General features: G+C 62.1%; 20 protein-coding genes. 8 read left to right on the top strand and 12 right to left on the bottom strand.

Going from position 1 to position 22629, the window contains the following annotated elements; all coding sequences use genetic code 11:
• Window positions 1–20 precede the first annotated feature (20 nt).
• Window positions 21–6815, bottom strand: coding sequence for a choice-of-anchor I domain-containing protein (locus tag KBY99_RS05070; protein WP_409996528.1), 6795 nt, complete (start codon window positions 6813–6815; stop codon window positions 21–23).
• A 219-nt stretch (window positions 6816–7034) separates the two neighbouring features.
• Window positions 7035–7193 carry a hypothetical protein gene (locus KBY99_RS05065; RefSeq protein ID WP_254997743.1) on the bottom strand — a complete coding sequence of 53 codons (159 nt, stop codon included), beginning with the start codon at window positions 7191–7193 and terminating at the stop codon, window positions 7035–7037.
• A gap of 79 nt (window positions 7194–7272) precedes the next feature.
• On the opposite strand from KBY99_RS05065, the gene KBY99_RS05060 reads away from it, so the two are divergent.
• From KBY99_RS05060 to KBY99_RS05050, 3 genes are all read left to right on the top strand, one after another.
• Window positions 7273–7650 (top strand): hypothetical protein, encoded by a 378-nt coding sequence (locus KBY99_RS05060; RefSeq protein WP_254997742.1) that lies wholly within the window; start codon window positions 7273–7275, stop codon window positions 7648–7650.
• 179 nt (window positions 7651–7829) lie between these two features.
• Entirely contained in the window at window positions 7830–8171 is a 342-nt protein-coding gene (locus KBY99_RS05055; protein ID WP_254997741.1) for a hypothetical protein, read from the top strand.
• A gap of 39 nt (window positions 8172–8210) precedes the next feature.
• A complete protein-coding gene (locus KBY99_RS05050; protein ID WP_254997739.1) occupies window positions 8211–8423 on the top strand; it encodes a hypothetical protein in 213 nt (70 codons plus the stop codon).
• On the opposite strand, the gene ligA is transcribed toward KBY99_RS05050, so the two are convergent.
• Both ligA and KBY99_RS05040 read right to left on the bottom strand, forming a co-directional pair.
• A complete protein-coding gene (gene ligA, locus KBY99_RS05045) occupies window positions 8389–10452 on the bottom strand; it encodes an NAD-dependent DNA ligase LigA (RefSeq protein WP_254997737.1) in 2064 nt (687 codons plus the stop codon). The two genes, KBY99_RS05050 and ligA, sit on opposite strands and share 35 nt — an antisense overlap.
• A 10-nt stretch (window positions 10453–10462) precedes the next feature.
• Window positions 10463–10885, bottom strand: a complete 423-nt coding sequence (locus tag KBY99_RS05040) for a hypothetical protein (protein ID WP_254942972.1) — start codon at window positions 10883–10885, stop codon at window positions 10463–10465.
• Between the two features lie 110 nt (window positions 10886–10995).
• Between KBY99_RS05040 and KBY99_RS05035 the strand changes: the two genes are divergently transcribed.
• The 3 genes from KBY99_RS05035 (at window position 10996) to KBY99_RS05025 (ending at window position 12744) form a co-directional block, all read left to right on the top strand.
• Window positions 10996–11541: a SprT family zinc-dependent metalloprotease gene (locus tag KBY99_RS05035; protein WP_254997736.1), complete on the top strand. Its 546-nt coding sequence runs from the start codon at window positions 10996–10998 to the stop codon at window positions 11539–11541.
• Window positions 11542–11681: 140 nt separating this feature from the next.
• Entirely contained in the window at window positions 11682–12173 is a 492-nt protein-coding gene (locus KBY99_RS05030) for a hypothetical protein (RefSeq protein WP_254997734.1), read from the top strand.
• Window positions 12174–12222: 49 nt separating this feature from the next.
• Complete coding sequence (locus KBY99_RS05025) at window positions 12223–12744, top strand: DUF1269 domain-containing protein (protein WP_254997722.1); 522 nt, start codon at window positions 12223–12225, stop codon at window positions 12742–12744.
• Here the strand turns inward: KBY99_RS05025 and KBY99_RS05020 are convergent.
• Window positions 12684–13160 (bottom strand): hypothetical protein, encoded by a 477-nt coding sequence (locus KBY99_RS05020; protein WP_254997721.1) that lies wholly within the window; start codon window positions 13158–13160, stop codon window positions 12684–12686. The two genes, KBY99_RS05025 and KBY99_RS05020, sit on opposite strands and share 61 nt — an antisense overlap.
• Window positions 13161–13244: 84 nt before the next feature.
• Complete coding sequence (locus KBY99_RS05015) at window positions 13245–13835, bottom strand: chorismate lyase (protein WP_409996532.1); 591 nt, start codon at window positions 13833–13835, stop codon at window positions 13245–13247.
• 168 nt (window positions 13836–14003) lie between these two features.
• Between KBY99_RS05015 and KBY99_RS05010 the strand changes: the two genes are divergently transcribed.
• Window positions 14004–15002, top strand: a complete 999-nt coding sequence (locus KBY99_RS05010) for a glycosyltransferase family 4 protein (RefSeq protein WP_254997720.1) — start codon at window positions 14004–14006, stop codon at window positions 15000–15002.
• Here KBY99_RS05010 and KBY99_RS05005 read toward each other — a convergent pair.
• The 3 genes from KBY99_RS05005 to mnmG are packed head-to-tail and all read right to left on the bottom strand — an operon-like array spanning window position 14981 to window position 18664.
• The gene (locus KBY99_RS05005; protein ID WP_254997719.1) at window positions 14981–15859 is read right to left on the bottom strand and encodes a glycosyltransferase family 2 protein; all 879 of its coding nucleotides are present in this window, start codon (window positions 15857–15859) and stop codon (window positions 14981–14983) included. The two genes, KBY99_RS05010 and KBY99_RS05005, sit on opposite strands and share 22 nt — an antisense overlap.
• Before the next feature lie 17 nt (window positions 15860–15876).
• Window positions 15877–16743, bottom strand: a complete 867-nt coding sequence (locus KBY99_RS05000) for a hypothetical protein (RefSeq protein WP_254997718.1) — start codon at window positions 16741–16743, stop codon at window positions 15877–15879.
• A gap of 10 nt (window positions 16744–16753) precedes the next feature.
• Complete coding sequence (gene mnmG / locus KBY99_RS04995; RefSeq protein WP_254997715.1) at window positions 16754–18664, bottom strand: tRNA uridine-5-carboxymethylaminomethyl(34) synthesis enzyme MnmG; 1911 nt, start codon at window positions 18662–18664, stop codon at window positions 16754–16756.
• 166 nt (window positions 18665–18830) lie between these two features.
• Here mnmG and KBY99_RS14860 point away from each other — a divergent pair, with 166 nt between their 5' ends.
• A complete protein-coding gene (locus KBY99_RS14860) occupies window positions 18831–19796 on the top strand; it encodes a helix-turn-helix domain-containing protein (protein WP_254997714.1) in 966 nt (321 codons plus the stop codon).
• Window positions 19797–19817: 21 nt separating this feature from the next.
• On the opposite strand, the gene KBY99_RS04985 is transcribed toward KBY99_RS14860, so the two are convergent.
• The 3 genes from KBY99_RS04985 to rplI all read right to left on the bottom strand — a co-directional run bounded on the left by KBY99_RS04985 (window position 19818) and on the right by rplI (window position 22587).
• Window positions 19818–20597, bottom strand: coding sequence for a hypothetical protein (locus KBY99_RS04985; protein WP_254997713.1), 780 nt, complete (start codon window positions 20595–20597; stop codon window positions 19818–19820).
• 3 nt (window positions 20598–20600) lie between these two features.
• Window positions 20601–21995, bottom strand: a complete 1395-nt coding sequence (gene dnaB / locus KBY99_RS04980; protein ID WP_106502691.1) for a replicative DNA helicase — start codon at window positions 21993–21995, stop codon at window positions 20601–20603.
• A gap of 133 nt (window positions 21996–22128) precedes the next feature.
• Window positions 22129–22587, bottom strand: coding sequence for a 50S ribosomal protein L9 (gene rplI / locus KBY99_RS04975; protein ID WP_106502692.1), 459 nt, complete (start codon window positions 22585–22587; stop codon window positions 22129–22131).
• Between the last annotated feature and the right edge of the window lie 42 nt (window positions 22588–22629).

Raw genomic sequence — 22629 nt, 5'->3', positions numbered from 1 at the left:
TGGTTGACGACTCGCAGGGACTAGACCGCGAGGCCGAAGATGAAGTTGGCCTGATTGTTCAGCGCTGTTGCGCTGAGGTTGGTGAAATGGCCTACCTCACTTCCTCCCACTTTCAGCAGGGTGTCGGCGCCCACCTGGGTAAAGCTCAGGGCGCTGAATGAAACGTCTAGGCCCACGAAGTCTTCACCGGCCTTGAAGTCCATCACGAATTGCTTAGCCCCAGGCTTATCGCCAGGTGCGCTAATCAGCCAGAACTGGTCGGAGCCAGCGCCACCGTTGAGGTAATTGGTTCCTGCACCATCAAGAATCTCAAACCAGTCGTTGCCTTCGCCACCCAGGGCTCTGTTGCCGGAGCTGCCGATGAAGAAGACATCGTCGCCGCCATTGCCGCTGAGGCGGTTGCCATTGCCGCCAGTGGCCCAGATTTGATCAGCTCCACCGCCGCCAGTGATGACATCCCGCATGCCGGCGTAAATGACGTCGGCGCCGGAGCCAGTGAAGATGGTGTTGTCTCCACCACCGGTGATGTCGATGTCGATCTCGTCGTTGCCGGCACCGCTGAACACGGTGTCGAGGCGGCCGTCGAAGCCCGGAATGGTGGAGGCTCCTGGCAGGGTGGTGTCATCGCCGATGGTGCCGACCCGCACGGGATCAATCACCTCATCCGTGCGCACCGCCAGGTTCTGCAGCCGCAGATCCTGGGAGACTGGGGTTTCGGCTTGGTCGTAGGCCTGGGCCTGGGTGCCGTAATTCGTCTTGAGGTACTCGGCCAGGACATCCTGTTCGGTGCCATCGCCACTGAATGTTGCTGCACCGGTGAGAGGTGCGGTGGGATTGAACAGGTCCACGCGATTGGCAGCAGCATCGGTGGGGAACGGATAGCCGTCGCCACCGCTAGCAAGGAAGTTGAGCGTCACCATCCGGAACGTGCGGGTTGCATCACCCACCAGGGCGCCGGCTCGAACCACCACATCCAGGTCATTGCCCTGGCTGTCTTGGATGGCGAGATTCACGATGCGGCTACCGGCCGGCTTGGTGAGATCGAAGCTGAAGGCCAGGCCGCTCACCTGGGGGAAGCGTCCCTGGTTGGGGTACACGGCAATGCCGTATTCGAGCAGTTCCTTGAGCTTGCTGGCGCTCACGGTTAGCAGGGAGAGGCTGTTGTTGAACCGCAGCGAGTTCTCGATATCGAGGGTGGACACACCGCCCTCAGGCTTATTGGCTGAGGGATTGGCGAGGGGTGGTTGCTTCTCTCCAGTCACCGCATCGACCGATCCGATCTGGGAGCGGATGCCACCACCATTCTTGAAGGAGATCACAACCGCGGGGTCTACTCCCTTCGCGTAGGAGAGGTTGGCGTCAGCGGTGAGATTGCCGAGGTTGGTTTCTTCTGAGCGCACGTAGAGCCGTTCACCTTCGAGATACTCCTCAGTGAATCCCCACACCTGGCCATCTTTACTGGCGATCACGGCCTGTACGGCATCGGTGAGATCTTGCACGTTCTCGGCCTTAGTGCCGTCCGCAAAGGCGGTGGTGGCAAGCTCGGCTTCGGTCACGTTCCAGGCCTTGGCCACATTGGCGGCGGTGGCGGCATAGGCACCGCTCACCAGAGGATCAATGCTGGAAGGGATGATGCGTCCCTGAGCATCGAAATCCACCACCAATCGGCCCAGGTAGGTGTATTCGTTGTCGGTGTTGACAATCAGGGTGGTGCCGCCATCGGCGCCGGTTGCAACCAGCGGATAGGTGTCGGCGAAGTTGCCAGCATGGCCCGGGAAGGGCACGGCTTGATCGTTGCTGTCGCCCAGGCGGGTGTTGGAGCCACCGGCGAGGATGATGTCCACACCCCGAAGCAGCGGCGCGAGTGCCTTCTCATTCGAGATCTGCTGCAGGTGCGCCATCAGGATCACCTTGTTCACGCCCTGAGAGATCAGGTCGTCGATCACCGGCTGCAGCTGGCTGGCCAGCAGCACCATGTCGTCACGCTCTGAGCCGTCGCCGACGAAGCCCTTCACTTCCACCCCACCGGTGGAGCTGATCTTTTCGAGGATCTGGGTGGTGGCAGCCACCAGGCCGATCTTCTCGCCGTTTTTGGTAACCACGGCCGAGGGCACGATCTTGCCCTTCTGGCCAGAGGCTTCCTCTAGGCCTGCCGTGGCGAAGGTATTGGTGAACCGCGGGTTCAGATCCGCGTCGGCGCTGAAATCGAGGTTCGCCGACATGTAGGGGAATTGAGCACCCACCCAGCCTGAGCCTGGTGTGAAGCTGTCCCGGAACACCCGCGAGCCCAGGTCAAACTCATGGTTGCCGATCGTGGAAGCTTCCACACCGATCAGGTTGTGGATGGCGATGTCCACCGCAGCGATTGGAAGGTTGCCGGTGATGGTGGAGCCGGTTACGGCATTGAGCTCATCGCGCACGCTGATGTCTGTGCCGCCGTTGAGGAAGGGGCTTGGGATGAAGTTGTCGCCACCGGCCAGGACCAGGGTGTTGGCATAGGTGTTGTCAAATCCATCAACAAGGCCTGCGAGGTAAGGTGCCGTCTGGGACGCCAGCAGGCCGGCTTCCCCATCGGCGAGGTGCAGAAGTTGCAGGCGATAGGGGATCGGGAAGTCCACCACCGACACCACATCGTTGCCCTCACTGGACGCAATCAAGCTGCGGGCGGCGTTGGTGGCGGTGGTGAGGAAGGTGATCCCCTCCACCCGCTGGGCACCAGGGAAGATCACCGGATCCACGGCCACCGGGGCATAGGGATTGGAGACATCGAAGATCGCCACCATGCTGGTGGTGGCGCGCTCTAGGGCCACAAAGGCGTAGGTGCTGCCGTTGATGGTGAACACCTCCACCATTTCGGTCTCCACGCCCTTGGCATCTTCGCGATCGTTGACCGGATAGAGGCCACGGGCATTGGCAAGCTCCTCGAGGGCAACGCCGGAATCGAACACCACATTGCCCTTCGAATCGAAGATGCGCAGGGAGCGGGAACCGGTCACATAGGCCTGGTCGATGATGCCGTCGCGATCGTAATCGCCGGTATTGGTGAGGATGTTGAGCCTTTGGGCATTGGTAGCAACCAGACCGGCTTTCTGTTCGGTGGTTGCGCTAGCTGCCGCGGTAAGAAGGGCTGAAACGCGGCTGGTTTCGTCGGGATTGAGAAAATCGTTCCTGTCGTCGCCTTCGCCAGCGGCGAGAATGAAATTTTCACCCTTGTAGACGAAAGTGGCTAGGCCATCGGGCATCACAATGCCGTAGACATCATGGTTGGTGGCTGGGGTATAACCTCCATTCGCATTGTCTTCGGTATCCACTGCTGGATTGCTGAGGCTCACCACAGTGAAGGCGTTGCCGTTAGCTCCTTCGGTGCCGAAGTCGTTGTCGTAGTTGATAACGATTGAGCCGTCGTCGCGCAGGGTGAGGCCTTCGGGTTTGTCGTAGGCCAGGCTTCCACCCACCGAAGGCAGGTTGAACAGCTCCACTTTGTTCACCAGCGTTATGCCGGCGGCTGCCAGGCGGTCAGCGCTGGAGGCGGAATAGACGCCATTCACGAGAGTGAGGCTGTTGTCGAGCCGTTCGGGGCTGGCTACGCCAATGGCGTCAGCCCATGTGGCTGTGCCGGCAGGTGAAGCCTTAGCGGTCACCATCACGCTGAGCTCGCCGATTTCCACCTGGCTGGTGGGAGTGGTGACAGCTTTGTGGATCTGATCAGCGATCAGGAAGTAGCTGTACTTGGTGGTGTCGTAACCGCCGACGCCAGTGAGGAAGGAGGAGATATCAACGATGCCGGAGGACTCTTCGTCCTGGGTGATCGCTCCCGCGCCTGTGAACAGAGCCGGATTGTGCTGGGCCAGCTCCACGAGGGTGTCGGTGGAGGGGTTGTAACGCCAGATCTTGGCGAGGCGTGCATTATTGCCGGGGTCTTCCTGGAGCAGGATCGAGCCGTCATCGGCCACGGTCATGTTGTCGAGCATGACCTGCCCTTCACTGCCGTTGAGCAGCATCTTCACGGTGCCGCCCAGCTCCGGATTGGCGGGGTTGGTGAATTCCAGGGCCCAAAGGCGGCTGGCGCTGGTGGCGGTGGCGGTGGTGACGAAATAGAAGCTCTTGCCGTCCTTGCTCCAGGCGCCATCTTCTGGCCGCAGCCAGTTGGTGACACCAGCAGCAATGCTTTCGGTGTTGAGCTCGGCGCCGGTCTTGGCCTTGACATCGCCGAGGTTGACGAGTTCAAAGGTGCCGACGCCGCTGCCATTCAGGCCGAGGCCCGTGTCATTCGGGGTCGCGAGAGTACCCACCTCGGTGTTGGTGGTGCCAGTGGAGTTGACGCGAACGCCGTAGGTAATGCCACCGGCGAGGCCGGACTGCTGGATGGCGTTGCCAGTGGTGGCCTTGTTGCCGACGTAGACGTAGACCTGACCGTTGTTGCTGGTGTCGTCGAGGCTGACGACGACAGTTTTGTCCTGGGCCAAGGGGTTGGCAACGACGTTCTCGAACGAGAGGTTGCCGAGGCTTGCCACCTCATAAACCTTGCCAGCATCCGTGCCGTCGAGCACGTGGGCAAAAGCACGGCCTTCAGCTCCGGCCTCTTCGCCGGCGAGGAAGATGCGACCGCCGTAGCCGTTGGTGCCGTTGCGGAAGGCGGTGGCGGCGGCCAGATCTGCCGAGCAGAAGCGGTTAAATGCGGTGGTGGCGCCGTTGGTCCAGGTGGTGCCGTCGGCGCTTGCCAGGAAGAGATCGTTGGCAGATGCGAGGAAGTCCTTGCCACTGATCACCGAAAGAGTGGCTTTGTCGATCGTGAGATCCGACACATAGGCGCCCTTGGAACCATGGGCCCTCACATCACCGGCCGTGCTTTGGAATTCATGCGCGACCAAGACGCGCAGGGTGCCGTCACCGTTGTCGGTAACGCCAATGCCATCGGGGATGCCGTTGAAGCGGTAGCCGTTGTTGCCTTGCTCACCGGCATCAATCACTTCGCGGAATACGGCGCGACCTTCTGTACCAACCAGGAACGTTTGTGCGGGAAGAGCGGCCTCGCTCACCTGGCTGCCGAGGGTGAGGGGCAGGGTGTTGGTGGCACCGCGCAGATCCACCTCATAAACGCTCTTGAAGCCGTTCAGGGCGCGGCTGCTGTCGCGCTCCATCACTAGGAACACGTTGCGGGCGGCGTCATAGGCGACATCGCCGATCTTGTCTTGACCCGGGCGGCCACTCAGTAGGTAGAGATGCTCCTTGACCGGGGTGCCGGTGGCGGGATCGATCGCCAGGATGCGGGTGAGTTGCGAAGGACTGCGCTCGGCTGCAACACCATCGTTATTGGTGTCGATATCGAAGGGGCTCTGCATGAACGCATACAGCAGGCCGTCCTTGGAGTTGAAGGCCATGCCTTCGATGCCGCGGTTGCTCCAGCGAGTGCCATAGATGGCGGGCAGGCTGTCGATTGTTTCAGCGCCGATCACGCTGCCGTGCTGCGCTTGCAGCTGGGCTTTCTGACCCAAAGGGATGTAGCGCTTGATCAGATTGCCGGTGTTGAAATCAAAAATCGAAATCTGGCCGCGGTATTCGTCGCCGACGGCAAACACCTTGCGCTCGCTCAGGCCGTCGGTGGAGATGCTGAAAACCGAGATGGTCTCTGAATCAATGCCGAAGGGGTCGTAGGCAAGATTCTGGTTTGTGGAATCGACCGGGATATCGTCCTTGCCTTGCAGCTGAGGCAATCCAGTCAGGGGAGTGCCGTCAGCTCGCTTCAGACCGATCTTGCCCAGTTCGGTTACTGCGCCGGAGGCGCGATCCATGCCCAGCTTGTAGATGGTGGGCTGGAAGTCGGGATCGAGAAACTGTCGTTTGCCGGCAACCAGCGTCCCGTTTGGGCCACGGTCCGTCACCGAGTAATAGATGTCGAGCGTTGCGGTGCCGACCGTTTCGGTGCCAGCAAAGAACAGGCCGGAGAGGCCGCCTGCCTGAACGCCAGAGGGAAGATTCTCGTTTCCAGGTGCGTAGGAGAGGGTGTAGGAGTAGTTCTTGGCGCTGGCAGTGCCGCGATCCCAATCCTGGATGCCTGCCGAGAAGATCGAAGTGATCGCAGGGGTGGCCGTGCTGATATCAAGCACGGCGATGGCATTGTTTTCCTGCAGAGAGATGTAAGCCGTTTTGCCATCGGGAGTGATCGCGATCGCCTCGGGCTCCATGTCCTGCGCGACCGTGGTGGTAACGCCAGCCTTGCCGGTGATGCGGATGCCGCGGCTGATCAGCTCGGCCTTGCGGTTGTTCCAGGCACTGAAGTCGATCGTCTGCACATTCACCTGGGCCGGAGCCGCAGGCGTTGCCAGCAGATAGGCCGCGGTATCGATCACGGAGATCGAACCGTTCGGATCGATCGTGTAGGGGGTATTGGGCTCACCCTCATTGGTGACCAGCAGCTTCTTGCCGTCGGCACTGAACTTCACCATGTCGGGCAGGGCGCCCACGGTGACGGTGCTGAGCAGGGTCGGAAGCGAGGGATTGGTCAGGTCATAGAACTGAACTGATCCCGGATCTGTTTTGACGGCGTTCTGAACCGCAACTGCGAGCAGATTTCCGAAGACCGCCACGCTCTGGAAGGTTTCACCGACGACGTCGGAGATTCCGCGAGCCACAACCACAGGGCTAGCCGGATCGCGAAGATCGCTGACTCCAAGGGCACCAGATCCGCCACCCACCGTGTACAGGAAGCCAGACTTAGGGCTGAAAGCGGAGATTTCCGCATTCGCTCCAATACTCGCGAGAGAAAGAACACCCTCAACTGCAGCTGACGCCGGGACAAGAAGATTGAAGACCATGGCCACGCTGAGTTAAATCAGTTTTCACAACCTTGCCAACCTTTGACCCCGCAGGGAGTTAAGGGGTGGTTATCAGTTTGTTTATTAGGGGCCTAAAGTTTGGCGCCATACTTCATCTCGTATTGGGCAATACATGGGCTGAGTTTTTGCATCCGCCTTAGGCGTAGGGCTTTAAGCAAGCCTTTACCTTCTTGGCTATCTCTTAACTCCGGGGCGAGTTCACGTCGTTAGCCGCCAATCCCGCAGCGCTGCGATCAACACAAACCAAGCCAGCCGCAGCTTTGCCAGCGGCCCTTGTCGTGCAGCCAGCTCGGCGTATTTGGCCCGGCCGCACTCAGTTTTGATCCAGCGGTAGGCCTGCGGCAGAGGATCGTCCATGAAGCCATCTTGCCGCGCAGGCCCTTAGGGGAGCTGTGGTTCGCTTTTACGTCTTAAGTGGGTAGAGCACTCACAGTTGATGGAACCCCCGCAACCCAGCGCCTGGGATTGGCTGGCTATCGATCGAGCCCCCCAGCCCCCGGATCTAAGTCAGATCGGCTCGCCGGAGGTCCTCACTGCCTACCTAGTAGGCGTTGAGGAGCGCATGCAGCGGCTTGCCCTCATCGTTGAGGCGGTGAGGCAGAGCTTGGCGGCTGGAGGACTGCTGAGCGAAGCCCAGCTGCTGGAGAAGGTGACCGAGCTTGATTTGCGCGATGGGGTTGCCGATGGGCGCAATGTGGCGCCTGTGCTGCAGGTATGCGGCAAGTGCGGTTACAGCCAAACGGGCCAGCACCGCTTTTGTGTGCGCTGCGGCAGCGATGCGTTGCGGCCCGCCGAAGCGACTTCTGATCCCTAATCTTTGCCAATAACCTTTTCCTGCTTGGAGATAGGGCCATCGACTTGCTTTTGTGGCTGCTGGGAGCTGGGCGTTCACGCCGTCGGCCCCGAGGCGGGCAACCCCCAGCTGAGAAAACTTTTGCTGCGCCAACCTCCTTCGATTTAGGGCAATGGCAGCCGGATCGACCGATCAACCTTTTGCTGGAGGTTGATCACCTCCAGGGGGATGGCACAACTTTGAGGGGCGAGATCCGCGTCAAGCGCTATCGCCTTAGTAAGCAGGGTGATCAGGCAATTCTCGGTGCCCACTGTCAGCTACTGAAGCGATTCCTGGAGTTCAATAGCCAGTCTCTGCAGGGCTGCTTGGATTTGCAGAGTGGCCAACGGATCGATGATCTGCCCTCCTTTCTTGAGGCCAGCCATGCTGCTAGTCAGCAGGGACAGCTTGAGCGCCTCTATCACAGCCACCAAGATGACTTGGCTGTTCCGTTATATGTGGGGCGTGCCGATGGGGTTGTGCAGCGGCGCGAAAAGGAATGAATTGCCCACTACCTGGTCGGCCGATTTACAGGTGGAGCCTTGCAAGTTGATGAGATCGCCCATGATCTGGCCTGGAAGCCTGTGCCAAATCGCGATGATTTCAGGCTGGCAATACAACGGCTTGCGTTGTTGGAAGCTTCCCTAAAAAGTCAGATCGTGCAGTTATGCAGGCAGCTCATTGAGGTGAAGGAAACCCTCGATGGCGATGAGGAGGCATCTATGGCTGAGGTGATCGCCCTGCTCCAGCTTTAAGCAGCTCCAGTAGCCCAGCTTCATCCAGCACCGCCACCCCCAGGCTCTCGGCCTTGCTGAGTTTGCTGCCGGCCTCCTCGCCGGCCACTACGTAGCTGGTTTTCTTGCTCACCGAGCCGCTCACCTTGCCACCGGCCGCCTCAATCAGGGCCTGGGCGGCGCTGCGGCTCAAAGACGGCAGGCTGCCTGTGAGCACAAAAGTCTGCCCGGCTAGGGGCGTCTCGGAACCAGCTCCAGGCTCCTCGGGCCCGGCTTCCAACGAGAAGCCCAGCCGCTCCAGATCCTCCAGCAGCAGCTGGTTTGCAGGAGTGGCAAACCACTGCTGCAGCGATTGGGCGATTTCAGCGCCAATGCCGAACACGGCGGTAATCGATTCGGGTGTGTTGGCCGTGGCGGTTGCCAGATCAGCAGCACTAGGGAAGGCTTTGGCCAGGGCTTTGGCGTTCACCTCGCCCACGTGGTGGATGCCCAGGCCGTAGAGCTGGCGGTGCCACGGTTGCTGTTTGGATGCGGCCAGGGCAGTCACCAGGTTGTCGGCGCTTTTGGCTCCCATCCTCTCCAAGCTGGCCAGCAGGGCCCCATCGAGGCCATAGAGGTCGGCGATCGAGCCCACTAGGCCCCGATCCACCAGCTGCTCGATCAGCTTGGCTCCCAGGCCATCCACATCCAGGGCCCCCTTGCTCACCCAGTGGCGCAGGGCGCCGCGCAGGATCGCCGGGCAGCTGGAATTGACGCAGCGGGTGGCCGCTTCGCCTTGCTCCCGCACCAGCTCCGAGCCGCACTCGGGGCATACCTGGGGCAGCTCCAGCCTCACGGCTCCCGCTGGGCGCAGCTCGCTCAGCACCCGCACCACCTCGGGGATGATCTCGCCGGCCTTGCGCACCACGATCGTGTCGCCGGCGTGCAGATCCAGCTCGGCCAGGCGATCGGCGTTGTGCAGGGTGGCTCGGCTCACGGTGGTGCCGGCCAGGGGCACCGGCTCAAATTCGGCCACGGGAGTTACCACCCCGGTGCGCCCCACCTGGCAGGCCAGCCGCAGCAAGAAGCTCGGCGCCTCCTCGGCGGCGTATTTCAGGGCGATCGCCCAGCGAGGCGCCTTTTGGGTGAAGCCGGCGGCGTCCTGGAGGCGCAGGTCGTTGAGCTTCACCACCACGCCGTCGGTGGCGTAAGGCAGGGCGCGGCGGCCCGTGTCCCAGGCGCTGAAGAAGGCTTGCACCGCCGCCAGATTCGGCAGCAGCTCGGCATTGGGGTTCACCTTGAAGCCTGCGGCCTGCAGCCATTGCAGGCTTTGCCACTGGCTGCTGGGACCCTGGGGCGTGTCTTGCGGCAGGTGCAGGGTGTAGGCGAAGAAATCCAGCCGCCGCGCCGCCACCACTTTTGGATCCAGCTGGCGCAGGGTGCCGGCGCAGGCGTTGCGGGGGTTGGCAAACAGGGCCTCGCCGCGGGCCGCCCGCTCGGCGTTGATGGCAGCAAAGGTGTCATCGGGGATCAGGGCTTCGCCGCGCACCTCCACCCAGGCAGGTGGGTTCTCGAGCTGCAGCCGTAGCGGCACCGAGGCGATGGTGCGCACGTTGGCGGTGATCTGTTCGCCCCGCTCGCCGTCGCCCCGGGTGGCGGCCTGCACCAACAGCCCCTGCTCGTAGCTGAGGGCCAGGGCGTTGCCGTCGATCTTCAGTTCCCCCACCATCTCTAGGGGGGTGGCCGGCTCACGGTCCAGCACCTTGAGCAGCCGGCCATACCAGGCTTCCAAGTCGTCCGGGTTGAAGGCGTTGTCGAGGCTGAGCAGGCCGATGCGGTGCTCCACGCTGCTGAACCCCTCAGCCGGAGCGCCCCCCACCCGCTGGCTAGGGCTGTCTGGGGTGATCAGCTCCGGGTGGGCTGCTTCCAGCTCCAGCAACTCTTTGTAGAGCCGGTCGTAGACCGAATCCTCCATTTCTGGAGCATCCAGCACGTAGTAGGCGTGGGCAGCCCTTTGGAGCAGCCGCCTCAGTTCGCCGGCGCGGTCCTGGTTGGGGGGAGCGGCGCTCACGGCTATTGAATCAGGCCGCTGCGAGCTTGGTGATCCGATCTACCCGCCACTGCTCTTCGATTTTGACGAAGGTGAAGTCGAGGGGCAGCTCGTCTTTGCCTTCGCTTTTGAGCTTCACCGTGAGGATCAGCTGGCCTTCATCAAGCCGGGGTCTGCCGGATTTCAGGTTGCGGTATTTGTTTAGCTGCAGCCCCGCCAGAAAGCGGATGAACTGCTGCCGGTTGACGTGGGAGCGGTAGTTCTTGGTGGTGAGCATGTAGGCGCCGTCCACCTGGCCGCTGGCCACCTGGGTGAAGAACTGCTTGATCAGTGGGTTGATGCCGCGGGCGCTGAGCACCAGCTTCACGGCGTTCACGGTCCAGAAGAGCAGCAGGGAGCCTGCGCCGGCCGCTAGGGCCTTGGTGCCGATCTCGCGGGCGATACCCCAATCCATCTCGATTCCAGCTGCGCTTGAGAGGTGCAGAGTCTGACCGACGGCCTTGCATCTTGAGACCTGGCGCCTGGGCTCGGCACAATGCGCCCAGCCCCTCGTTCCCTGGCGGCATGCCCCTTGAGCCTCTGCTGCCGCTGTTTCACCGGCTCGATCGGGAATGGTTTGACGGCAGCCTGGCGCCGGCTGGTCAGCGGTTAGTGGATCTGCGCTGGAGCGACGGCCGCATGCGCCGCACCGCCGGGCTCTACCGGCGCGGACGCCATCCCGATGGCCGCCCCCTGTGCGAAATCGTGCTGTCTCGGCCCCTGCTAGACCCCCTGCCGCAGGAAGCCACCCTCAGCACCCTCTGCCACGAAATGATCCACGCCTGGGTGGATCGGGTGGTGGGTGTCGAGGAGGCCCATGGCCCCCACTTCCGCGCCCGCATGGCCGCCATCAACGCCGCCCAGGCTGGCTTCAAGGTGAGCATCCGCCACCGCTACCCCTTGCCCTCCAGCACCAGGGCGCCCCGCTGGCTGGCCTCTTGCCCCAATTGCGGCGTCAGCGCCCCCTACCGCCGCCGGGTGCAGGGTTTGGCCTGCCGCTTCTGTTGCGACCGGCTCCACGGCGGCCGCTGGCACGCCAGTTGTCTGTTGAGATTTGAGCAGGCGGCCTAAGGTCCCGGCAGCACGGCACTGCCATGGGCGTTTTCCTCTGGACCCTGGAATTCGGAGGTCTCACCATTGCCTTGGTGGGGATGGCCCGGGAGCGCTGGCTGGCGGGTCGTCGTCGCTAGCTGGATCCTTAGCCTGGGGCCATGCCTGAATCCTGGAAAGACCTAGATCGCCTGGTGAGTGCGGGCCGCCAGCTGGTAGATGGCGTGTCGGGCGCCCGCCCCGGCTCCCGCAGCGGCAACCGGGGCGAAGGCCGCCGGCCCGCCGGCCCCGCCGGAATGCCCCGGCTCGATGGCCTGGGTCGTTGGGTGGAAAACAAGCTCGATTGGATCCTGGAAGACGAGGACGACTGGCGCGAGCCCTGGCAGGAGGCTCGCCCTCAGCCCAGCTCCCAGGCCCGGCCGCGCCGCCGCCTTGATGCCATTTCTCGTCGCAGCGCCGAGCCGCCCCAGGGCCAGCCCAGCCAAGAAAGGGAGCCGGAAGACTGGCCCGAAGATGACGCTTTCGCCCTGCCCCGTTGGCAGCGGCAGCCGTCTACTGCGCCCCAATCCCAGCCCCAATCGCAACCTCCATCTCAATCCCAGCTCGCGGGCCGGGCCATGCCCCGCTCCACCAGGCGCCGAGCTGGTGGCTGAGGGCCCGCTCCGGAAAGCTGGTTAGGTTGGTTTCAAATGCACTTAAATGATGGGCAGCCTTGTGGTGGTGGGCTTTCCGAAGGCGGAAGAAGCCGAGCAGGTGCGGCGCGAGCTGGTGGACATTCAGCGTGAGCAGCTGATTGCCCTAGAGGATGCGGTGGTTGTGGAGCACGACAGCGAGGGCCAGGTGCACCTGCGTCAGGCGATCAATCTCACCGCTGCTGGCGCCCTAGGCGGTGGCTTTTGGGGCACCTTGGTGGGCCTGCTGTTTCTCAATCCCCTGCTGGGTGCTGCCGTGGGAGCGGGCGTGGGCGCAGCCTCGGGCTCCCTTTCCGACATCGGCATCAACGATGGCTTCATGCGCGAGCTGGGCGAGACCCTGCCCCGCGGCAGCGCGGCCCTGTGCCTGCTGGTGCGGGAAGCCACGCCAGATCGGGTGATTGAGCGCCTGCGCGCCCATGCTCCCCACGCCAAGCTGCTACGCACCAACCTCAGCCATACCGACGAGGATCAGTTGCGGGAGCTGCTGGAGCGGGCGCGCCTGCAAGCGGAAGCCCTGCGTTTGGGTTGAGCCTGCGGGCTGACCTGAAAGTTGCAGCCACGCTGGCGCAGCTCCTGATTCACCTGGGTCACCAGGTTTTCAGGTAGGTCGCTGGCCATTTCCTCGGCGGAGGTGTTTATCGAGGGGGATCCCTGCTCCAAGGCGCTGAGCAGGTCTGCCCATTGGTCGATCAGGTTGCGCTCGGCCATGGGCCGCAGACCCTGCTCCTGCAGCAGGGTTGCGCAGCCTTCCCCGTTCCAAACGGCGTTAGGGCAGGTGGCATGGGGATGGTGTTGATAGGCCAGGCCCTGTTGCAGGGCCTTACTGCTGGGGGCACCGTTCTGCTGGCGCAGGCCGGCATCGCTGAGCAGCCGGCCGCAATGCACGGCGGATATGCCGAAGATGCGGCCGAGGTCGGTGAGGCTCAACCAGAGGCTTGTAGTCATGGCCAGGCTCCCCGGCGCAAGTGGCCCCATGCTGGACACAGCACTAGGCGCGTCAATCCGTCAACCTGGAATTGCTGTAAGCCGTTACTGAGTTTGTAAATCGTGACAAAGCTTGGCTGGGCCCAGCCAGTGCTCAAGGGCTGGCGAGAACACCTCCCGAATCACGGTGAGCTCCTTGCCCCCGCGGAAGAAGCGGTAGTGGCGACTCCAGAAGGGGCCCGCCAGGCCAAAGCGCTTCTCTAGCCAGGGAGCAGTAACAAGGGCCAGGCCATCCACCTCGCGGAATAGTTCAGCCCGTTTGGCCGTCAGGCTGCGCCAGATCGGCAGTTCCCGCTGCTGCAGGTAGGCGTCGGCCTGGCTTTGATTCCACCAGCTCTCTGCCCAGGCCAGGGTTTTGTCGCCGCAGCGCAGCCACACCTGGCGCCTCAGCAGGGGACCATCGAGCTCCACGATTTCAGGGGGCGGTGGCGCGCCGGCACGGGGGCCGGCTGGCTCAGGCGCCATGGCGATCAGCTCGATCTCCACCGGCTTCCCTGTGAGCGACTCCAGGTGCCGGGTGGGGCTGCCGTCACCCAGTAGCAGCAGGCGCCAGGGGCCGCTCAGCAGACCATCTCCAGCGGCGGTGCTGCCATCGCTGAGGTTGAGCTGCCAAATCGGCTCCGGCGAGGTTTGCAGGTGATTCGCTGTTATGAGAATGACTCATGACCTGTGTTGATTAGGCTAGTAACTCATGTCTTGGTAGTGGGATTGGGCTCGACCGAGCGGCCGGTTGCATTGCCGGATGTAGTCGTTACCAACCTGCACCGCCGTTACACAGGGGTGTCGGCGACGGTGCGTGCACTGGTGCCCCTGCAGCGCCAGGATTTATCTATTGGCTTGCTGGATTGGGGCGGACTGGGTTTGCCTGCTCAAGTGCGGTGGGGAGAGCTGTTGAGGCAGGGATGGTCGCGACCATCTCGGGGCCGCTGCCGGGTTTGGCATGCCCGGCGAGATATTGAAATAGCTTGCGGAATTGTACTAAAAAAACTATTAAATCAGCCTTGGAAAATCCTTTTTACTTCCGCAGCCCCAAAGCCGCCTGGCAGGTTCCTAGCTGCGTTGCTGCGGAATTGTGATGCCGTTATTGCCACTTCTGAACGTTCGGCAGCTTACCTTGATTGTCCGGCTGAAGTTATTTATCATGGAGTAGATGTGAACCACTACTCCCCTCTCGATGGTGACTGCCTGGCGACCCTTCGTCAGCCTGTTGATTTGCCAGGGGTTGTGCTCCCTTCTAAGTTGCAGGGTTTGTATTGGGTTGGCGCTTTTGGTCGGATCAGGCCAAGTAAGGGTACGGATCTATTGGTAGAAGCTTTAATTAAGGTGCTTCCAGAGTTTCCTGATTTTGGGGCTGTATTTACGGGTTTATGTCAAGCCAAGGATATGGCCTTCTTTGAGATTATGCAGAAAAAAATTAGTGCGGCCGGTCTTGGAGAGCGCATTGTTTTTTTGGGTGACCTCAATCGCGAACAAGTATTGGCCTGCTATCGCCGAATTCTTTTGTGTGTGGCGGCTTCCCGCACTGAGGGTTTTGGTCTTACCCCCTTAGAGGCTATGGCCTGTGGTCGTGCAGTTTTAGTTTCCGGTGCGGGAATCTGGCCACAGGTTGTGGATGACGAGGTGGGATCATCCTTCGAAACTGGATCGACTGATTCTCTGATTATAGTATTGCGAAGACTACTTGCTGACCCTGGCTTGTTGTGGCGCATGGGTAAGCACGGACGCCAGCGTGTGGTCGAGCAGTATTCGCTAGAGCGTGAGGCCAGCAAGATTAATGCCCTTTATGGACGCTTGATGTCATAGGGGCATGGCAGGCTTGAGGCGCCTTGGTCTTTACGAGCGCTGAGAACTCCCTGCAGAAATGCTCGATGTTTCCAGAATTTTCGCTTGCTTAAGATTGTTGCGGGCGACAAAAACTGTTTCAAAGCTGAAAAAACCGCTTTGCGATAAGCGTGATTGATATGGTGCTTGGTTGTCGTATAAACAAGTGATCGTCCCATGTGCCAAGCCTTTAGGGCTGTCGTTGCAGCTGAGCGGCCGCTTGAATGACCGCTTAGGTGCACAACTCGTGCTTCGGGGATAATCCAAGCTTGGCCCGTTTGCTTGCGAAATCTTATGCTAATGTCGTCGTCTTCGTGATACAAAAAAATATTATTATCAAATCCGCCAATGCGATCAAAAGCTTCTTTTCTAGCAAAGAGTGCAGCGCCAGAGAGTATGGGAACCTCGCTTGCTTCTAGAGGCGTGCCACGGGGCATAATTTGCTCCGCTTTTAGAAGGCAGCTGCGCCGTTTAAATGAATCTTTACCGTGGCTATTAAGGATGCGAGGGTTAAAGCAGGAGGCTTTTGGGTGGGTGTCTGCCGCCGATTCCAGCAGTGCGATTGTTGAGGGCTCCAGTATGCTGTCTGGATTAATAAAGAAGACAAATTCGCTCTTGCAGAGACTTGCTCCCTGATTGCAGGCGCTGCCGAAGCCTGAGTTGCCTGGATTGCTAATCAATTGAGCATTATATGTCTTTGCCAAGTCTTGGATAATTTCTACATCTCCAGATCCATTGTCTACTAAAATAATGGTTGTATTTGTCGGTATTGTGCGAAGCAGTGATTCAATTACTGCCGAACTGTTGAAGCAAACGCTGATAACGCTTGTTCGATTCAAGGCAGTTTGAGTTGGGCTCAAAAGCCGCTGCTGATGCTGATGCGGCGCTGCTCGCCGCCCTTCTCAATGACCGCCGTATCACCACTGGCTGAGCGCAATCGCCAGCCGCTGCTGCCGATGCTCTCGCCCACGGCGGCGCTGGTAGAGCTACTGCCCAATTGAAAGATTGCTGAGCCGCTTTGCCCTGGCACCTGCACCACGCCCACGAGCTGGGGAGCGTTGCCACCACCGCCACTATTGCCACCCCCACTATTACCAGCACCACTCGAGGCGCTGCCTCCAGGGGTGCTGGCTGAGCCGGTGGCAGCGGGAGCCGGACTGGTGAGGCGGCTGTTGATGGGCACTTTGAGTACGTCGGCTGCTGGGGCGCTGCTGGCTGGCAGGGTTGCCAGCTCTTCCATCCAGGGTTCGCCTGGAGGCGCTGGGGGCAGCTCTCCGTCTCCCCCTGCCCCAACGGCGCTGGCTGCCTGGGCGGGCTCGTTTGCTTGGGCTGGGGTTGTGCCGGGCCCCATGGTGCGCAGCCGCTCAATCAGCAGCATATTGCGCTCCTGGCGGATGGCCTGCTGGCTCTGGTTCCAGAGGCCGAACACGGCCAGGGCCATTCCTGCCACCACCATCACCGTCACACTGGCTCCTGCCAGTAGCAGGCTGGGCTGGCGGCGATTTGCGGAGGCCTGCTTTGGTTTGGAAGTTGGTTGTTTGGCTGGGGCTGGCTGCAGATCATGCAGCTCTACGGGGATGCTGCCGGCATTTGAAAATGCTGCGGGCGTGACGCAGACCTCCACCTCAATTGGCTTTTCTGGCTCGAACACCCGATTGAGCACCTGCTCTGCCTTGAGTTCCCAGTAGGCCCGGGAGGTAGGTATGCCTCGTACCGGACTCACCTGCTTTGCCTTATCTAGTGGGGTCAAGATTAACGGCCCTTTTCTGACTTGACGAGGTTTGGCGTTTGCGTAGCTCCAGCCAGAGCAGCAGGGCCGTGACGTCGGCAGGACTAACCCCGGGGATGCGGGCGGCCTGGCCCAGGCTGAGGGGTTGGATTGAGTTGAGTTTTTCGCGGGCTTCCTTTGAAAGGGTGGCAATGGTGGCGTAATCCACGTCTGCTGGTAAGGCCCGGTGCTCCTGCTTTTTCACCTGGTCGATCTGCTGCTGCTGGCGGGCCAGGTAGCCGCTGTATTTGATGTCGATCTCAGCGCCCTCACGGACGTCGCTTGGCAACTCCACCGGCGCCAGGCCTAGGCGCACCAGATCGCTGCTGTGGAAGCCGGAGCGGCGCAGCAGGTCGGCCAAGGTTATTGATCCCTTGATGGGGGCTTGGGTCTGGGCCTCCACGGCGGCGGCAGCCGGGTCGCTGACCTTGAGGCGCACCGATTCCAGGCGCTGTTTTTCGGCGCTGATGGCTTGTTGTTTGGCGTTGTAGATGGCCCAGCGCCGCTCGTCGATCAGGCCCAGCTCCCGCCCTAGGGGGGTGAGGCGTCGGTCGGCGTTGTCGCCCCGCAGCACCAGCCGGTATTCACTGCGGCTGGTGAGTACGCGGTAGGGCTCGCGCAGATCCTTGCTGATCAGGTCATCGATCATGGTGCCGATGTAGCTGCCCTCCCTGGGGAAGTGCACCGGCTCTTGGTCCCGCACCAGGCGGGCGGCGTTGAGGCCAGCCACCAGGCCCTGGGCCGCGGCTTCCTCGTAGCCGGTGGTGCCGTTGAGCTGGCCGGCGCAAAACAGCCCGGCTACCCGCTTGGTTTCCAGCGACGGCTTGAGCTGGGTGGCGGGCAGGTAGTCGTAGTCGACGGCGTAGGCGGGCCGCAGCATCACGCATTGCTCCAGGCCCGGCAGGGTGCGCAGCAGTTCGAGCTGCAGCCGCTCCGGCAGGCCGGTGGAGAAGCCCTGCACGTAGATCTCAGGCGTGTCGCGGCCCTCGGGTTCGAGAAAAATCTGGTGGCTTTCCTTCTCGGCGAAGCGCACGATTTTGTCTTCGATTGAGGGGCAGTAGCGGGGCCCCTTGCTGTCGATGAAGCCGCCGTAGATCGGCGTCAGGTGCAGGTTGTCGCGGATCAGCTGGTGGGTGGCGGCCGTGGTGCGGGTCATGTGGCAGCTCATCTGCTCGCCGCTCACCCAGGAGGCCGGATCAAAGGAGAAGAAGCGATCTACGGCATCGCTTGGCTGCTCTTCGAGTTGGTCGAGGGCGATGCTGCGCCGGTCTACCCGGGCTGGGGTGCCGGTCTTGAGCCGGCCCATCTGGAAGCCCAGCGCCTCAAGGGCTTCGCTGAGGCCAACGGCGGCCTGCTCTCCTGCCCGGCCGGCGCTCATCGACTGGCTGCCCACCCAGATCTGCCCGCCCAGGAAGGTGCCGGTGGTGAGGATTACGGCGGCGGCGCCGTAGCTGCTGCCGAAGTAGGTGCTGATGCCGCTGATGCGGGCGTCTTCGCCGGGGGTGCCCTCCACCACCAGCCCGGTCACCATCGCTTCGCGCAGGGCCAGGTTTGGCGTGTGCTGCAGCAGCTGCAGCATCTGGCGGGCGTACTGGCGCTTGTCGGTCTGGGCGCGCAGGGCCCACACAGCGGGGCCGCGGCTGGCATTGAGCACCCGCTTCTGCAGGGCCGTGGCATCGGCCAGCCGGCCGATCACGCCTCCGAGGGCGTCCACCTCATGCACCAGCTGGCTCTTGGCCGGACCGCCCACCGCCGGGTTGCAGGGCTGCCAGGCGATGCGATCGAGGTTGAGTGAAAACAGGGCCGTGTTTAGCCCTAGCCGAGCGGCGGTGATGGCGGCCTCACAGCCGGCGTGGCCGCCGCCCACCACGATCAAGTCGAAGTGCTCGGTGCAGGGTTCGCTGAGGGAGGTGCAGTTAGCGATGGATCACGCTCCCATTGAATTGGGGCTGGTGGCTGGCGCTGGAGCGCCAATTAAAGTCAGGTTATTCACCGATCCTGCTTTGAGAAGGGTTCCATTCCTCTCGTCGCCGGATTCCATCGTGTCCGGCCGTGATTCACAGACGTTCGCCGAGACGCTGAACCTGATGTTGCGGGTCCGCGATTGTGACTCACTCCACAGCCCCGCAGGCTTTTGGAGTGAGACCAGTGTGGTGACCCTGGGCCAGGTGTCCGTGCTGGCCTCCAGTGGTTCGGCGGTGGTGGTGGTGGCCGACGCGGTGCAGCACGCCACCTTCATGCTGCCCTATTTCGATTGCGGGGGTGGCTACCGCATAGAGGGTCAAGACTTCACCAATCACTACCGCAGCAATGTTCTATTCATCCCGCCGGTGCCCTGGCGCCTTCAATGCCACACCCCTTTTTTGTCGGGGCTGTCCCTGTTAATTCCGACTGATCTGCTGCAGAGCACGGCCCAGGCAATGGGTGCCGGCAGCATCTCGCTGGATTCCTTGTCGGCAGCGTTGGCCAACACGGCGGAACTGCGCACCGATGATTCCCGCGGCAGCGCCCTTCTCGATGCCCTGTTTCGTTTCTTTGGCTTCGTGGAATCGGTGTTGCAGCTCCAGGCAACGGTGCCGGAGATCCTGCGGCTCGACGATCTTTTGGTGCGGCAGCTGTTGCTGCTGATGATGCCTGGGCTGGAAGAAGGATCCAGGTTCTCCCTCTCCCCTTCGACTCAAGAGTCGTGGTTTGGGCAGTTGCTCGATTGGATGGACGCCAACTGTCACCGCGCCCTCAGCCTCAGTGAACTGGAAGAGCGCAGCAGTTTCGGACGCCGATCGCTGCAGCATGCCTTTAAGGAGCGTTTTGGCTGCGGGCCAATGCAGTGGCTTCGGCGGCGACGGTTGCACAAGGCTCGTCAGTTGCTGCTGGAGGCCTTGCCTGCCAATACCAAGGTGCAGCAGGTGAGCCTCGCCTGCGGTTACATCAGTTTTTCCTCTTTCTGCCGGGATTACCGCCGGGAGTTTGGCTGCACGGCGGCAGAGGATCTGCGGCGGCTGCCTTGAATCATCCTGGCTCTAGACGACTCAGTGCCAGTGGTTGCGGATCTCGCCGGCGAGATAGTCCCAGAGCTTGGGCTGCAGTGGATGGCGCAGGATCGTGCGCCGGGGATGGCGCCAGGGGTGCAGCACTTCCTCGGGCTTGGGCCGGCCGTGGAATTTGAGGATGGTGCAGGCTTCCAGCTGGCTTTGGGCGGCTGCGGCATCGCGGCTGGCGAGCTTGCGCAGGACCTTGTAGGAGCGCACCAGCTCCGCAGGCCAATAGGCAAGAGCTGCCGGCGCCAGCTCCTGGAAGACACGGAAGATGAAGTTCTGGTCGCCAGCAAAATGTGCTCCGGCGTAGCGACCCTCCTGCCAGCACTGCCACACCGCCTGGGTGTGGGCGTCGGGACGGCACCACAGCACCGAGGAATTGAGGATCGGGTAGTTCCAGTCGCGTACGCCCATCAAGCTGGCGCTTGCGTTGCGGCCGAGCTCCACCAGGGGGGCGAGGTCGGCTCTGATCACCAGTGTGGAGTCGAGAAACAGGAAGGGATCGCTACCCGTGAGGGCCTGATCAAACAGGCGCAGTTTGCTGAAGTAGCCCCGCAGGCTGCCGGCCTCTAGGTCCTGTTGCACCAGCTGTTGATGGCTGGCGATTGGTTCGCCAAAGCGACCCGGTTCCGGCCTGTCGGTGTAGACGATGAAGCGATGGGGTTCGCTCAGCTGCCGGGCCACCATTGCCGCCAGCCGACTCACCCAGAGATCGGGGTAGCGGTGGCCGGTTTGCACCGTCACTACTTTGAGGGGTGCTTGCGTAGGCGCCACCGCTCAAGCCGCCAGGTTGCGGAAGCGGGTGAACTGGGGCTCAAACAACAGCTTGACCGTGCCCACCGGGCCGTTGCGGTGCTTGGTCACGATCACCTCCGTAATGCCCCGGTCGGGGGTTTCCGGGTTGTAGTACTCGTCTCGGTAGATCATCAGCACCAAGTCAGCGTCCTGCTCGATTGAGCCCGATTCGCGCAGGTCACTGAGCATCGGCCGCTTGTTGGTGCGCGATTCGACGCCGCGGCTCAGCTGGGATAGGGCGATCACCGGCACGTTCAGCTCGCGGGCCATGCCCTTGAGGCCCCGGGTGATGCGGCTTAGCTCCTGCACCCGGTTGTCGGGGGTGGAGCCCTCCATCAGCTGCAGGTAGTCGATCACGATCAGGCCCAGCTCCTTGCCGGTTTCGGCCATGAGCCGGCGGCAGAGGGAGCGCATCTCCAGCACGCCTGAATTGGGTTTGTCGTCGAGGAAAAGGGGCAGCTGGCCCAGGCTATTGATGCCCTGGCCCAGCAGGGGCCACTCCTCTTGCTGCAGCCGGCCGGTGCGCAGCCGGCCGCTTTCGATGCCCACCTCCATCGACAGCAGGCGGTAGGTGAGCTGCTCCTTGCTCATCTCCAGGGAGAACACACACACCGGCAGCTGGTGCAGCTGGGCGACGTTTTTGGCGATGTTGAGCACGATTGAGGTTTTGCCCATCGCCGGCCGGCCGGCCACGATGATCAGGTCGCTGCGCTGCAGGCCCTGGGTGATGGCATCGAGGTCGTAGAAGTTGCAGGGGATGCCGGCCACGGCGGTGCCCAGCGAGCGGCTCTCGATCTCGTTGAAGGTGCTGGTGAGGATCTCGGCGGTGGGGGTGAGGCCGGTGCTGGGCTTCTCCTGGCTGATCGCGAAGATCTTTTGCTCGGCCTCATCGAGCACCTGCTCCATCGGCTTGCTCTGGTCAAAGCCCAGGGCAATCACCTCATTGCCGGAGCGAATCAACTGGCGCCGCAGAAACTTGTCCATCACCAGGCGAGCCACCTGGTCGATCGAGGCCGTTGAGGTGATGCGCTCCACCAGCTCCACCAGCCGGCCCTGACCGCCCACCTTCTCCAGGGCGCCGGTGTCCGCCAACCAGGCGCACATCGCCGTGAGGTCGGTGGGTTTGCCCTGGCTGTGCAACATCACAGCCGTGCGGTAGATCTCGCGGTGGGCGCCGAGATAAAAGGCCTCTGCCTGCAACACGTCGGCGATGCGGCCGATGGCGTCTGGGTCGAGCAGGATGCCGCCCAGCACGGCCTCTTCTGCCTCCAGGTTCTGGGGCGGCACCGAATCGGGCAGGGCCTCAAAACGGGCTTCCGAGCGCCCGTCTGAACGGGATTCGCGGCTGCTGGATTGGTTGAGGGGAACGCTCACCATGATCTTGGGGGCGCTTAGCCAGGAGGGCAATCTTGAGCGCGGCGGCGCCATTTGGCCACCCCACGGGCCCTACCGGTGGGGGTTCAACACACAAGCTGCCCTACCCCTGGGGTTTCAACAGAGGGCTCGGGCCTCAGAAGCTGGCGACTTCCAGGTTGAGCTCGGCGGTGACTTCGGGGTGGAGCTTCACCTGCACCTTGTAGGAGCCGGTGCGGTGGATTTCGGGCACCGTGATGTCGCGGCGATCCACTTCTTTCTTGGTGGCAGCTTCGATCGCTTCGGCCACGTCACCGTTGGTGACGGTGCCAAACAGCACGTCGTCGCCGCCGGTTTGCTTCTTGACCGTGAAGCGGCCGATCGTGTCGAGGGCGGTGCGGAAGGCGATCGCCTCAGCCTTGAGGGCAGCCTGACGCTCCGCCTCCTTAGCGCGGCGCGCTTCCACCTGGCGCAGCACAGCTGCAGTCACGGGCTGGGCCTTGCCGGTGGGAACAAGGAAGTTGCGGGCGTAGCCGGGGGCTACCTCCACCAGATCACCGTTCTTGCCCAGGCTGAGAACGTCTGCGTTGAGGACGACTTGAACGCGCTTAGCCATGGCAAATAAGTAGGAGATTGATCAAGACCCGATCCAACACCC

It is taken from the genome of Cyanobium sp. Maggiore-St4-Cus, from assembly GCF_024345615.1.
Classification (GTDB): domain Bacteria; phylum Cyanobacteriota; class Cyanobacteriia; order PCC-6307; family Cyanobiaceae; genus Cyanobium_A; species Cyanobium_A usitatum.
Note: the sequence above shows the minus strand (reverse complement) of the source record. Positions and strands in the feature narration are given on the sequence as shown.

Excerpts from the sequence above, each read along its gene's own strand:
- rplI (WP_106502692.1), bottom strand. The coding sequence starts at position 22,587 with ATGGCTAAGCGCGTTCAAGTCGTCCTCAACGCAGACGTTCTCAGCCTG.
- KBY99_RS05030 (WP_254997734.1), top strand. The coding sequence starts at position 11,682 with ATGCCTGAATCCTGGAAAGACCTAGATCGCCTGGTGAGTGCGGGCCGC.
- KBY99_RS05060 (WP_254997742.1), top strand. The coding sequence starts at position 7,273 with ATGGAACCCCCGCAACCCAGCGCCTGGGATTGGCTGGCTATCGATCGA.
- KBY99_RS05070 (WP_409996528.1), bottom strand. The coding sequence starts at position 6,815 with ATGGTCTTCAATCTTCTTGTCCCGGCGTCAGCTGCAGTTGAGGGTGTT.
- KBY99_RS05020 (WP_254997721.1), bottom strand. The coding sequence starts at position 13,160 with ATGACTACAAGCCTCTGGTTGAGCCTCACCGACCTCGGCCGCATCTTC.
- KBY99_RS05035 (WP_254997736.1), top strand. The coding sequence starts at position 10,996 with ATGCCCCTTGAGCCTCTGCTGCCGCTGTTTCACCGGCTCGATCGGGAA.
- KBY99_RS05065 (WP_254997743.1), bottom strand. The coding sequence starts at position 7,193 with ATGGACGATCCTCTGCCGCAGGCCTACCGCTGGATCAAAACTGAGTGC.
- KBY99_RS05025 (WP_254997722.1), top strand. The coding sequence starts at position 12,223 with ATGGGCAGCCTTGTGGTGGTGGGCTTTCCGAAGGCGGAAGAAGCCGAG.
- dnaB (WP_106502691.1), bottom strand. The coding sequence starts at position 21,995 with ATGGTGAGCGTTCCCCTCAACCAATCCAGCAGCCGCGAATCCCGTTCA.
- KBY99_RS05040 (WP_254942972.1), bottom strand. The coding sequence starts at position 10,885 with ATGGATTGGGGTATCGCCCGCGAGATCGGCACCAAGGCCCTAGCGGCC.